The organism is Streptomyces sp. NPDC002787 (assembly GCF_053592095.1).
The window spans coordinates 344726-357313 of record NZ_JBSFVC010000002.1 but is presented as its reverse complement, the minus strand read 5'-3'; the positions used below and the strand labels follow the sequence as shown (position 1 = coordinate 357313).

Sequence of the window (12588 nt, the reverse complement as noted above, 5' to 3'; positions counted from 1 at the left end):
GAACAGGAAAAAGGCCGACCGTCACGGTGTGTGATCGGTCGGCCTTGTTCAAGCCATCGCCGGTGTCAGATCCGGACACCGAACTGGAAGGTGCCGATGGTGCTCATCGACTCGTAGCGGACGACCTTGCCCGGGTACGGGGCGTGGATGACGGTGCCGTTGCCCGCGTAGAGGCCGACGTGTCCCAGGTCGTTGAAGAAGACGAGGTCGCCCGGCATGAGCTGGTCGCGACCGATCCGGGTGCCGTCGTTCGCCTGCGTGTACGTGGTCCGGGTGATCGACACACCGGCCTGGGCGTACGCCCACTGCGTCAGCCCGGAGCAGTCGTAGGAGTTGGGTCCGCTGCCGCCGGAGACGTAGGGCTTGCCCTGCTGGGTTGCGGCGGCGGCCAGGGCGGCGGCGCCGCGGTCGGAGGCGGCCACCTCCTTGCCGAGGTCGACGCGGTCCCCGGCGTCACGGCTGGCGCGGGTCTCCTGCTCGTCCAGGGCGGCCTTCTCCTCGGCCGTCAGGGTGTTGAGGAGCTTCTGCGCCGCGGCCAGCTTGGCCTGGACTTCCTTCTTCTTCTTGGCCAGGGTCTCGCGGGTGTCCGCGAGGTCCTCCAGCTTCTCGGAGGCCTCCTGGCGCTGCTGCGCGAGCGTGCGCTGCTTCTCCTGGATCTTCTTCAGCGACTCGACCTGCTGGCTGGTCAGCTGGTCGAGCGTGGCGGCCTTGTCCAGGTAGTCGTCCGGGTCGGCGGAGAGGAAGAGCTGGATCGAGGAGTCGATGCCGCCCGAGCGGTACTGGGCGCTGGCCGCCAGACCTATGCCCTCACGCAGCTCGTTGAGGTCTTCCTGACCCTTGGCGACGTTGTCCTGGATCGTGGAGATCTCCTTCTCGAGCTTCTCCTGCTTCTCCTCGGCCCCGTTGAGCTTGTCGGTGGCCCGCCCGGCGTCCTCGTAGAGCTTGTGGACCTTGGCCTTGACCTCGTCCTTGGTCGGCTTCTCGCTGGGCGCGGCGTTGGCGGCCTGAGAGGTCAGGGCCACGGCAGCGGCGGCGGCAGAGGTGAGCACGGTCACACGCGCACGGCTCGGCTGCTTGGGTCGACGGTGGGACGCCACGGTAGGTGAACTCCTTCTTGTGAGCGACCGGCCGGCGGGGACCCCGGTGACGATCACCCGTTCAGAGGTTTGAGCCCAGACCCTAGTGACCCAATGGTGATCACTTCAAATCCCCCGCAGGAAAAATCCCCTCCCACGGTGCACAATTTACACTCAACACACATGCAGTAATGCTCGGTTGACGCTACGTTGCGCAACACTTCGGTCAATTCGGGCATAGCGCCTGTATGTTGCTGTTGGGGCGCATACAACCGAAGGGTCAGGAAAGCCGCTTGAGGAGCACCGCGGAAGCCACCGGGCGGGCCCCCGCCTTGGCGATCCCGTCGGCCACCTCGCGGTCGGTGGAGGCGACGATGACCGGCCGCCCCGGCGGCTCGGCGCGCACCAGCTGACGGATCAACTCGTCGGCGGTGACACCGGGCTTGGAGAACAGCACCCGCACCCCGCGCGGCGGCGCGAGCAGCACCGGCGCGGCCAGCTCGGCCCCGTCGAAGACGCACGTCACCTCGGCGCCGGTCTGCGCGGCGAGCTGCGAGAGCTGACCGAGGAGCCGCAGCCGCTGCTTCTCCAGCGGCATCTGGGGATAGCCGGTCTTGGTGACGTTGTAGCCGTCGACGACGAGGTGCGCCTGCGGCAGGGCCAGCAACTGGTCCAGGATCGCGGGGTCGTTCTCGGACAGCGCGCGGGCGGCGATGTCCTTCGGGGTCATCCGCCCCGGCTCGACCGCGTCGACGGTCTCGGCGGGCCGTACGGACACCGGTGGGAGCGCCAGCTCCCGTCTCAGCCCCTGGGCCGCGTCCAGCACGGTGTCCAGCAGCAGCCGTACGCGCATGTCCTCGACGCTGCGCCCCTCCCGGGCGGCCCGCCGGGCGGCCTCCAGGGCGGCCTCCGCCTCGCCGAGCCGAGCCTTGAGCCGCCGGGTCTCGCTCTCGGCGGCGGACACCTGGGCGTGCCCCTCGGCGCGTACGGTCTCCATCTCGGCGTGCAGCTTGCGCAGGGCGGCCTCGCCTCGCTTGACGTCGCTGAGGGCGGCCCGGAGCTTGCGGTGCAGGGAGTCGGCCTCCTTCTTGGCCGACTCCAGCTCCGCGCGCAGCCGTTCCGTCTCGGCCTTCGTGTGGCCGCGGGCCTCGGCGAGTTGCTCGCGCAGCCGTTCCAGCTCGGCCCGGCTCTCCTCGCCGGCCCGCTCGGCGTCCGCCCGCAGGGCCTCCTCGCCGGCCGCCGCGACCAGCTTCACCCAGCCCGTGGGGCGCAGTACGTAGGCCGCGGCCGCCACGTCCAGCGGATCCGCGGCCGGCGGGGGCGCGCCCGTGTCGAGGGCGCCGGACAGCTCCGGGTGGGTCTCACGGAACCGCTCCCCGATCCGCTGCCGGAACAGCGTGTCGCTCTCCACGGCGGCCGCCATCGCGTTGCCCGCGAACTTCACCCGGCGATTCGGGGTGAACCGGGCGTACTGCCTGAGCTGCGCGGGCAGTTCGGCGACGGTGAGTCCACCGAAGCCGTCGGAGACGATCTGCACGACACGTCTGCGCACGCCCTCGGGCAGCGGACGGTCGAGCACCTCAGCGGCGCCGTCGCCCGGCCCCCCGCCTGCGGTCTCCACCATCCGTCACCCCAATGTCTGTGCGGGGCCCGCTCCGTCAGGAGCCGGCGCCCGGCCTGTCCACGAGTTCCACCTGGTCCACGGCGTTGCACCAGCGGCAGCGCACCGACTCGATGGTCTCACTGACCACCTCGCGCTCCTCGACCTTGGGCGCCCCGGCGAGGTCGAGGTGCACGTACTCGACGACCTTCGACGAGCGGGTCACGTCGAACCGCGTGAGGTTGCCACAGAGCGTGCAGCGCCAGCGGGTCGTGTCCGTCGGCAGGGGAACCGTCATCGTGGCTGCTCTTCCTTCTTCCAGTCTCCGTGATGCGCCGGCCTCCCGGTGCGTGTGGCTCGTAACCCTACGGCCTGACCGGTACTCGACGCCCGTTCGCCTGCGGCGGTGGCACGGATTGCCTCCGGCGGCCCGGCCGATCGCCACCGGCGGCGAGGCGGTCTGTGACGGTGGGTCCCGTTACGTCATGCTCTGCTCATGATCGGCAAGTGGAGCACCACGGCCGCCCGGGCCGTACGAAACGAGTCGGCGCCGGTGACGTACGGGCTGATCGCCGTCTGCTGCGCGATCTTCCTGATCGGACCGGCGGCGGGCCTCAACCCCGGGTACGGGACGGGGGACGAGCTGTTCGCCGCGCAGCGGGCGTACTTCCGCCGCTGGGGTGTCGTACCCGCCGACCTCTTTCCCGGCACCCCGCGCGCGGCGCTCACCCCCGTCACCGCGCTCTTCGTCCACGGCAGCTGGCTGCATCTCCTCGGCAACATGCTCTTCCTCTTCGTCTTCGGGGCGATGGCCGAGGAACGCATGGGTCATGTGGAGTTCGCCCTCTTCTACGTCGGCTGCGGCTATGTCGCGCTGGTGGCGTACGCGGCGGCGCACGCCGGGTCGCCGCAGTCGCTGGTCGGCGCGTCCGGGGCGATCTCCGCGGTCCTCGGCGCGTTTCTCTTCCTGTTCCCCAGCGCGCGGGTGACGAGCCTCCTGCCGTTCCTCTTCTTCCTTCCGCTGCGGTTTCCGGCGTGGGTGACCCTGCCGTTCTGGGCGAGCCTGCAGTGGCTGGCCGCGGGGCGGCAGACGTCGGGCCCGGGGGTGGCCTATCTGGCGCACCTGGTGGGGTTCGGACTGGGGTTCGTCTACGCGTGGGGGCGTTATGGGCGTAGGGCTAGAGTGAAAGCGCCCGTGGACGCCTCAGAGAACGTCCCAGCTCCGGCCCCCGAGGGAGAGAAACAGCCGTGATCACCGCGATCGTGCTCATCAAGACCAGCGTGGACCGGATTCCGGAGATCGCGGAGTCGATCGCCGCGATCGAATCCGTGACCGAGGTGTTCTCCGTGACCGGTACGTACGATCTCGTCGCCATGGTCAGGGTGAAGGAGCACGAGGACCTCGCGGATGTGATCCCCGGGCGTATCAGCAAGATTCCGGGGGTGCTGGGGACGGACACGCATGTCGCGTTCCGCGCCTACTCCCAGCATGACCTCGAGGCCGCGTTCGCCATCGGACTGGACGGCTGAGAACCCACCGGGCCCCCAAGCCGGGAACCCCATCGGGCCCCAAGATGAAGAAGTACTCATCTCGGTCTCATCCTGACCACCCGGTCCCCTCCGCAGGATCGTGCCCATGGTCTTCTCTCGACGGATCGCGGCTCTCGCCGCCGTCGTGGCGATTCCGCTCGGGATCGCCGCGACCAGTTTCGCCCTGACCGACAGCCCGCAGACACCGAAGGTGCCGCCCAAGGTGGAGTTGGAGAGCGGGTCGCCCGGTCCCACGCCCTCGCGGCCCACCGTGGAGTCGGACGGCGGGTCGCCGACTCCCACGCCTTCGCGGCCGAAGGCGACGCCCAGTGACGAGGTCGTGTCGCGGCCTCCGGTGACCGACAGCCCGGCGAGTGATGACGATGACGACAGGCCCGGGCAGGACGGGCAGGAGACCGACGACGACGGACCCGGTGACGACGGCTGAGACGCCGCCGGCCCGGCGGGTCTCGGCCCGTGTCCGCATCCTGCTCTGGCTGCTGCTGGTGATGGCGGTGGCGCTGGCCTCCGTGGCGACGACGACGCGCTCCATCCTGCTGCGGGACGTCGACCAGCGGATCAACGAGCTGCTCGCGCAGGAGGCCGGGGAGTTCACCAACCTCCAGGCACAGGGGGTCGATCCGGAGACCGGGCAGCCCTTCACCGAGCCGTCGAGACTGCTGCGGGTGTTCCTGCAGCGGCAGAACGCCGACCTGGACGAGGAACTGATCGGGCTCGTCGGCCGGCCCGGACGGGACCCCGCGCAGATCATCCAGCAGCGGGAGATCCCCGTCCCGTTGCCGCTGCACGAGGACGACGACGCCAAGCGGAGGATCTTCGCATCGCCCGAGTCCACGGGGACGCTTGAGCGGGCGGCCGGGGAGATCCGCTGGGCGAAGGTGGAGGTGGCCCGGCACGGGTCCACGGCGGACGCGGCGTTCGTCGTCGCCTTCCATCCGGCGAGCGAGAAGGAACGCGCCAACCAGGTGTTCCGGGTGCTGCTCGCCATCTCCGCCGTCGCCCTGCTGATGACGACCGGTATCGCCTGGGTGGTCGCGGGGCGCATCCTCAAGCCCGTACGGGTGGTGCGGTCCGCCGCGGCCCAGCTCACCGAGCAGGACCTCACGCGGCGCATACCCGTACACGGCCGGGACGATGTGGCCGCGCTCGCCGAGACGTTCAACGCGATGCTCGACCGGCTGGAGCGGGCCTTCGCCGCGCAGCGGGAGTTCGTCGACGACGCCGGGCACGAGCTGCGGACGCCCATCACGATCGTGCGGGGCCATCTGGAGCTGATGGGCGACGATCCCGCCGAGCGCGAGGAGACGATCCGGCTGGTCACCGACGAACTGGACCGGATGAGCCGGATCGTCGAGGACCTGCTGCTGCTCGCGAAGGCCGAGCGGCCCGACTTCGTCACCCCCGAGCCGGTCCAGCTCGCCGAACTCACCGCCGATGTCTACGTCAAGGCCCGCACCCTCGGCGAACGCGACTGGCAGCTCGCCGAAGTGGCTGACCTGGAGGCCGAGTTGGACCCCCAGCGGATCACCCAGGCGATGGTCCAGCTCGCCCAGAACGCCGTACAGCACACGACCGCCGGCCAGACCATCCGCATCGGCTCCCGCGCCGACGGCTCGTCGATCGAGCTGTACGTCGTCGACTCGGGGCCCGGTGTGCAGCCGCAGGACGCCGAGGTGATCTTCGAGCGGTTCCGGCGCGGCACGGCCCGGCGCGGCGCCCGTGGCTCCGGTGCGGGGCTCGGCCTGTCGATCGTCCGCGCGATCGCCGAGGCCCATGGCGGCCGGGTACGGCTACACGACACCGAGGGCGGCGGCGCCACCTTCGTACTGACCCTGGAAGAGGCACGCACGTGAAACGGACCGACGGCGAAAGGGCGCTCCCGTGAACCGCATTCTCATCGTCGAGGACGAGGAACGCATCGCCTCCTTCGTCGAGAAGGGGCTGCGGGCCGGCGGCTTCACCACGACGGTGGTCGGCGACGGCGACGCGGCCTACGAGTACGCCCTCACCGGCGGCTTCGACCTGATCGTCCTCGACATCGGCCTGCCCGGCCGCGACGGCTTCACCGTCCTGCGCGAGCTGCGCGAGGCCCGCGTGACCGTCCCCGTCATCGTCCTGACCGCCCGGGACTCCGTACGCGACACCGTGGCCGGCCTGGAGGGCGGCGCCGACGACTGGATGACCAAGCCGTTCCGCTTCGAGGAGTTGCTGGCGAGGGTACGCCTGCGGTTGCGTACGGCGGCCAGGGCACCCGAGGTCACGATGCTGAGGAGCGGCGAGCTGACCCTCGACCTGCGGACGCGGAGGGCGAGGGCCGGTGAGCGTCTGGTGGACCTGACCGCGAGGGAGTTCGTGCTGCTGGAGCTGTTCCTGCGCCATCCGGGGCAGGTGCTGTCGCGGGAGCAGATCCTGTCGCACGTATGGGGTTACGACTTCGATCCGGGGTCGAACATCGTGGATGTGTATGTGCGGGCGCTGAGGAAGAAGCTCGGGGCCGCGCAACTGGAAACGGTGAGGGGCATGGGCTACCGGCTCCCAGCGGCGGCCGGTCGGGCGACGACGTGAAGCTTCCTTCATAAACGACTCATCAAGGGCTCACCCCCCAGCTGAACCCTTGATGACGTGACCCTGAACTTCCGTCTCGCCGCCTCCCTCTGCGTGGCCCTCTCCCTCTGCGCGCTGCTCGCGGTGCCCGGCAACTTCGCCGGCCTGGGTGGCGAGGCCCGCCTCACCCTCGCGGTCTTCGCGCTGGCGACCTGCGCGTGGATCGGCACGCCCATCGACGACACCTACATCGCGCTCGGCGCCGGTCTCGCCCTCACCGTCACGGGCGTGATCAGCAACGACACCCTGTTCGGCACCCTCGGCGACTCCACCGTATGGCTGCTGATCTGCGCGTTCGTCCTGGCGGCGGCGGTGACCCGGACGGGCCTCGCGGGCCGGGCCGCGGCGTTCCTGGTGAGCGGGGCGCGGACCGTACGGCAGCTGACGCATCTGACGACGGCCGCGCTGGTGGTGACGGCGTTCGCGGTGCCGGCCACCTCGGGCCGGGCGGCCCTCGCCCTGCCCGTGTTCCTGGCGCTCGCCAAGGCACTGGCCGACCGGAAGCGACTGGTCGTCATGCTGGCGCTGCTGTTCCCGACCGTGATCCTTCTGTCGGCGGTGGCGACCCTGATCGGTGCGGGCGCGCATCTGATCACCGTGTCGGTGCTGTGGGAGGCGACGGGCGACCGGATCGGCTTCACGGAGTGGCTGCTGCTGGGGCTGCCGCTGGCGATCGTGTCGTCCCATCTGGCCGCCGAGGCCGTCCTGTTGACGACGACCCGGCGCGAGGACCGCCGCGGCCCCGTGAAGATCACGGTGGAGGAGATCCAGCTGCACAGCGAGCAGCCGGTGACCGGCCCCTGGTCCCCCGCCGAGTCGCGCTGCGCCCTGCTGCTGGCCACGGTCGTGGTGCTGTGGTGCAGCGAGCCGCTCCACCGGGTCTCGCCGGCCGTGGTCGCGCTGATCGGCGCGGTCGTCGCCTCCTCGCCGGCCCTGGGCACCGTACGGCTGAAGGACGCGCTGAAGACGGTGCCCTGGTCGATGCTGCTCTTCATGGCCGCGACGATGGCGATGGGTGTCGCGCTCAGCGACTCGGGAGCGGCGAAGTGGCTGGTCTCCGGGATGCCGACGGGGGTGACGCCGCTGGTGTTCCTGGCGGTGGTCGTGGTGATCAGCACCGCCGCCCATCTCGTCCTGCAGTCCCGTTCGGCGCGTTCGTCGGTGCTCGTGCCCCTGGTCGTCGCGGCGGCCGTGGGCGCCGGGGTCAACCCGGTCGCCGCCGCGCTCGCCTCCACCGCCGCCGCGGGCTTCTGCCACACCCTGCCGGCCTCCGCGAAGCCGGTCGCCCTCTTCGCCGACCTCCCCGACACCCCCACCTACACCCCGCGCGACCTGCTACGCCTCTCCGCCGTCCTGGCCCCGCTGACCGCCGCCCTGGTCGTCCTCTTCACCGTGGCGGTGTGGCCACTGCTGGGCGTGCCACTGGTCCCGTGAGACGCCCGCGCGCCCACCAAGCCGTCCGCTCGTCTCCGAGCCGCGACGCCCCCCTCGACCTCACGTCCGCCGACGTCCTGACCGACCGACCCATAGGAGCCCTGAGCAGCATGCTGAACCGAGTCGCCGTAGCCCCCAGTGGCTTCAAGGAGTCCCTGTCCGCCGAGGCCGCAGCCGAGGCCATCGCGGAGGGTGTCCGCCGGGTCGTGCCCGACGCCGAAGTGGACCTCATTCCCCTGGTGGACGGCGGCGAGGGCACGGCCGCCGCGCTGGCCGCCTCCACCGGGGGCCGCCTGGTCTCCCTGCTCGCCACGGGCCCGATCGGCGAACCGGTCGACACCCACTTCGCCCTCCTCGGCTCCCACGACCCGACCATGACGCAGACGGCCGTCGTGGAGATGGCCGCCGTCGCGGGCCTCTCCCTCGTCCCGGGCGCCCTCCGCGACCCCGGCGCCACGACCACCTACGGCGTCGGCGAACTGATCCGTGCCGCGCTCGACACCGGCGTACGCCGCGTCCTGATCGGCTGCGGCGACTCCGGCACCTCGGACGGCGGGGCCGGTGCCCTCCAGGCGCTCGGCGCCCGGCTGCTGGACGCGAAGGGTGCCGAACTCCCGCCGGGTGGACGGGAGTTGATCCGGCTGGACCGAGTCGACCCGTCCGGTCTGGACCCTCGCCTCAAGGACGTGGAACTCCTGGTCGCCTGCAACCCGTTCAACGTGCTGTGCGGCGAACGCGGCGTCGCCCGGGTCTTCGGCCCCCAGAAGGGCGCGACGCCGGAGCAGGTCGAGGAGCTGTCGGCCGGCCTGGAGAACTGGGCGTACGTCCTCACCCGGGACCTACGGGACTTCGCGCCCACCACCACGGACCTGCACGGCGGCCCCGGCACCGGTGCCTCCGGCGGTCTCGGTGCCGGGCTGGCCGCCCTCGGGGCCCGGCTGCTCCCCCGCTTCGAGGTCCTGCTGAGCCACCTGGACCTCGACGCCCGGCTCGCCCGCGCCGACCTGGTCATCACCGCCGAGGGCGCCCTCGACCACCAGACCCCCCGTGGCAAGGTCCCCGCCGAGGTGGCCCGCCGCGCCAAGCTGCACGGCCGCCCGGTCCTCGCCCTCGCGGGCACCCTGGGCGAGGGGGCGCACGAGGTCCCGGGCGTGGACGCGTACACCGGCATCCTGCCCGCCCCGATGGCGCTCGCCGAGGCCATGGTCCGCGCGAGCGAACTCCTCACGGACGCCACGGAACGGGCCCTGCGGATGATCGTGCTGGGCGCGCGGGTGACCGCGTCGGGCGGCGGGAATCACACCGCGGGGACGCAACGCCCGTCCTCCGTACGGTAGTTCCACTTCGCGCCCTCCCGCACGAGCTCCTTCACCGCGCCCACGAACCGCTCCACGTGCTCGTCGGGCGTGCCCGCGCCGAAGCTCACCCGGATCGCGTTGAGGGACCGCTCGCCGGGCGCGGCCTCGGGGGCGCCGCACTCGCCCTGGGTCTGCGGGTCGCTGCCGAGGAGGGTGCGGACCAGCGGGTGGGCGCAGAAGAGACCGTCGCGCACGCCGATGCCGTACTCGGCGGACAGGGCGGCGGCGAAGTGGGAGCTGTTCCAGCCCTCGACGACGAAGGAGATGACGCCGACGCGCGGCGCGTCGTCGCCGAAGAGGGAGAGGACCCGGACCTCGGGCACCTCGGCGAGACCGGCGCGGACCGTGTCGATCAGGTGCCGCTCACGGGCGACCAGTGTCTCGAACCCGGCATCGGTGAGGGCCTTACAGGCGGAGGCGATGGAGTAGGCCCCGATGACGTTGGGCGAGCCGGCCTCGTGCCGGGCGGCACTCTCGTGCCACTCGACGTCCACGCCCCCGTCCGTACGCCGGGTCACCTTGCGGCTGGCTCCGCCGCCCGCGAGGTACGGGTCCGCCTCGCGCAGCCAGTCGGCGCGCCCGGCGAGTACGCCGGAGCCGAACGGCGCGTACAGCTTGTGCCCCGAGAAGGCGACCCAGTCGACGCTCAACTCCCTTACGGAGACGGGGTGGTGGGGCGCGAGCTGGGCCGCGTCGAGCACGATCCGCGCGCCGTGCGCGTGCGCGGCGGCGGCCAGTTCGCGCACGGGCCAGATCTCCCCGGTGACGTTGGAGGCACCGGTGACGCAGACGAGGGCCGGGCCGTGCGGGTCCCGGTCGGCGAGGGCCCGCTCCAGCGTGGCGACGGCCTCGGCGGGCGAACGCGGGGCGTCCAGGTACGTCACCCGCGCGTTGCGCCACGGCAGCAGCGAGGCGTGGTGCTCCGTCTCGAAGACGAAGACCTGGCAGTCGGCGGGCAGCGCGGCGGCGAGGAGGTTGAGCGAGTCGGTGGTCGACCGGGTGAAGACGACCTGGTCGTCGTCCCGGCAGTCCAGGAACTCGGCGACGGTGTTCCGGGCGTTCTCGAAGAGGTCGGTGGACAGCTGCGAGAGGTAACCGGCGCCCCGGTGCACGCTGCCGTAGTACGGCGCGTACGCCGCCACGTCGTCCCACACCCGCTGCAGCGCCGGGGCGCTGGCGGCGTAGTCGAGTGCGGCGTAGGTGACCTCGCCGCCGGTGACGAGCGGGACGGTGACATCCCGTCCCAGAACGGGCAGCGGGGCGCAAACGGACTGGGCGGCGGCAAGGGTGGAGACAGACATGGGTGAACTCCCGTGAGAGGCATGCGGAAGGAAGGCATGCGGAAAGAGGAAAAGGGTGCGCGGAGGCGGGGCTCGGCGGCCCTATCGCATTCGCTTGCTCACGGAAGGCTCCCTCGAACGACCAGGACCCCTGGGTTCGCGAGGGGTCCGCGCTTGCCGTAGACCTCTGTGCCTACGACCTGGTCTTCACCCGGGGCACCCCGCCACGGACGGAGGGTTGCCGGACAGCCGGCCGGGGCCTTGTGGCTGTCGCTCATGACCTGCCGAAAAACGTACGTGAGGTGATCGCCGCGCCGCAACTCGTGTCCGGATGGCGGGATGGGGCGCCTGATGGGTCGGAGGGTGCGGGAGCGATGGCGGGTGCGGCTGAGTGGGGCTCCTCGCGCAGTTCCCGCGCCCCTGAAAAACAGGGGCTGCGCCCCCCGTGCTTTTCAGGCCCGCAGGGCCTGGTCTTTTAGGAGCGCGGGGAACTGCGCGACCAGCCCCCACACACCCGCACCCGAAGAACTACCTGTTCGTCGCGGCGACCCACCGCTCAAGAACTCCCCGCGCCGCCCCCGAGTCGATCGACTCCGCCGCCCGCTCCATCCCACCCCGCAACTGCTCCGCCAGCGAGGCGGACGTCGGCTCCAACGCCACCAGCGCCGCCGCGGAGTTGAGCAGCACCGCGTCCCGCACAGGACCGGTCTCCCCGCCCAGCAGCCGTCGCGCGACATCCGCGTTGTAGGACGCGTCCGCTCCCCGCAGCGCCTCGACCGGCACCAGCTCCAGCCCCACGTCCCGGGGGTCGAAGGACTCCTCCGTCACCTTGCCGTCCCGGACGATCCACACCCGGGACGTCGCCGTCGTCGTCAGCTCGTCGAGGCCGTCGTCGCCGCGGAAGACCAGGGAGGAGTTGCCGCGCTCGGCGAAGACGCCCGCCACGATCGGCGCCATCCGGGGATCGGCCACACCTACCGCCTGTGCCCTCACCTTCGCCGGATTGGTCAGCGGCCCCAGGACGTTGAAGACGGTCCGGATGCCCAGCTGCCCTCGTGCGGCTCCCACGTGCCGCATCGCCGGGTGGAACTTCGCCGCGAAGCAGAAGGTGATCCCGGCCTCCTCGGCGACCTCGGCCACGCGCTGGGGCGTCAGCTCCAGATTGACGCCCAGCTTCTCCAGGACGTCCGAGGCGCCCGACGCCGACGAGGCCGCGCGGTTGCCGTGCTTGACGACCTTCGCGCCCGTACCGGCGACGACGATCGACGACATCGTGGAGATGTTCACCGTCTTGGCGCCGTCGCCGCCCGTACCGACGATGTCGACGGTCTTTCCCGAGACCTCGATGACGTTGGCGTGCTCGTACATCGCCCGTACGAACCCGCCGATCTCCTCGACGGTCTCCCCCTTGGCCCGCAGCGCCACCACGAGCCCGGCGATCTGCGCGTCCGTCGCCTCACCGCGCATGACGAGGCCCATCGCCCAGGCCGTCTCGTCCGCGCTCAGGTCCCGTCCGGACAGCAGGGCGTTCAGTACCTCGGGCCAGGAACGGCCCGCCGCGGTGTCGCCTCCAGCGGGGGTCACAGCGCTCATCGGGCCGCTCCTGGTTGTCGTCGTAGATCAGAAATCCTGTGAACCCCACCCTATCCAGGTCGGAGCACGGCGAAGGGCCCCCGTCCGAAGAT

At 71.4% G+C, this 12588-nt stretch carries 12 protein-coding genes and 1 riboswitch; of the genes, 7 read left to right on the top strand and 5 right to left on the bottom strand.

What is annotated here, in order from left to right:
• Positions 1–65: 65 nt before the first annotated feature.
• The 3 genes from ACWD26_RS03690 to ACWD26_RS03680 all read right to left on the bottom strand — a co-directional run bounded on the left by ACWD26_RS03690 (position 66) and on the right by ACWD26_RS03680 (position 2974).
• Entirely contained in the window at positions 66–1097 is a 1032-nt protein-coding gene (locus ACWD26_RS03690; protein ID WP_451265829.1) for an NlpC/P60 family protein, read from the bottom strand.
• A gap of 259 nt (positions 1098–1356) precedes the next feature.
• Entirely contained in the window at positions 1357–2700 is a 1344-nt protein-coding gene (locus tag ACWD26_RS03685) for an NYN domain-containing protein (protein WP_451265827.1), read from the bottom strand.
• 34 nt (positions 2701–2734) lie between these two features.
• Positions 2735–2974, bottom strand: coding sequence for a hypothetical protein (locus ACWD26_RS03680; protein ID WP_016639563.1), 240 nt, complete (start codon positions 2972–2974; stop codon positions 2735–2737).
• Positions 2975–3172: 198 nt separating this feature from the next.
• On the opposite strand from ACWD26_RS03680, the gene ACWD26_RS03675 reads away from it, so the two are divergent.
• The 7 genes from ACWD26_RS03675 to ACWD26_RS03645 all read left to right on the top strand — a co-directional run bounded on the left by ACWD26_RS03675 (position 3173) and on the right by ACWD26_RS03645 (position 9602).
• A complete protein-coding gene (locus ACWD26_RS03675) occupies positions 3173–3928 on the top strand; it encodes a rhomboid family intramembrane serine protease (protein ID WP_451265825.1) in 756 nt (251 codons plus the stop codon).
• Positions 3925–4206 carry an Lrp/AsnC family transcriptional regulator gene (locus tag ACWD26_RS03670; RefSeq protein WP_037693480.1) on the top strand — a complete coding sequence of 94 codons (282 nt, stop codon included), beginning with the start codon at positions 3925–3927 and terminating at the stop codon, positions 4204–4206. Before ACWD26_RS03675 ends, ACWD26_RS03670 begins: the two co-directional genes overlap by 4 nt.
• 106 nt (positions 4207–4312) lie before the next feature.
• A complete protein-coding gene (locus tag ACWD26_RS03665; RefSeq protein ID WP_451265822.1) occupies positions 4313–4654 on the top strand; it encodes a small secreted hydrophilic protein in 342 nt (113 codons plus the stop codon).
• A complete protein-coding gene (locus tag ACWD26_RS03660) occupies positions 4641–6080 on the top strand; it encodes an ATP-binding protein (RefSeq protein WP_451265820.1) in 1440 nt (479 codons plus the stop codon). Before ACWD26_RS03665 ends, ACWD26_RS03660 begins: the two co-directional genes overlap by 14 nt.
• A gap of 28 nt (positions 6081–6108) precedes the next feature.
• Positions 6109–6792: a response regulator transcription factor gene (locus tag ACWD26_RS03655; RefSeq protein WP_451265818.1), complete on the top strand. Its 684-nt coding sequence runs from the start codon at positions 6109–6111 to the stop codon at positions 6790–6792.
• Positions 6793–6849: 57 nt separating this feature from the next.
• A complete protein-coding gene (locus tag ACWD26_RS03650) occupies positions 6850–8265 on the top strand; it encodes an SLC13 family permease (protein ID WP_451265816.1) in 1416 nt (471 codons plus the stop codon).
• A gap of 110 nt (positions 8266–8375) precedes the next feature.
• Positions 8376–9602 (top strand): glycerate kinase family protein, encoded by a 1227-nt coding sequence (locus ACWD26_RS03645; protein WP_451265814.1) that lies wholly within the window; start codon positions 8376–8378, stop codon positions 9600–9602.
• On the opposite strand, the gene ACWD26_RS03640 is transcribed toward ACWD26_RS03645, so the two are convergent.
• Positions 9563–10924: an aminotransferase class V-fold PLP-dependent enzyme gene (locus ACWD26_RS03640; RefSeq protein ID WP_451265812.1), complete on the bottom strand. Its 1362-nt coding sequence runs from the start codon at positions 10922–10924 to the stop codon at positions 9563–9565. The genes ACWD26_RS03645 and ACWD26_RS03640 overlap by 40 nt on opposite strands.
• A 144-nt stretch (positions 10925–11068) precedes the next feature.
• Positions 11069–11185: riboswitch (SAM riboswitch) on the bottom strand.
• A 246-nt stretch (positions 11186–11431) separates the two neighbouring features.
• A complete protein-coding gene (gene trpD / locus ACWD26_RS03635; RefSeq protein ID WP_451265810.1) occupies positions 11432–12496 on the bottom strand; it encodes an anthranilate phosphoribosyltransferase in 1065 nt (354 codons plus the stop codon).
• Between the last annotated feature and the right edge of the window lie 92 nt (positions 12497–12588).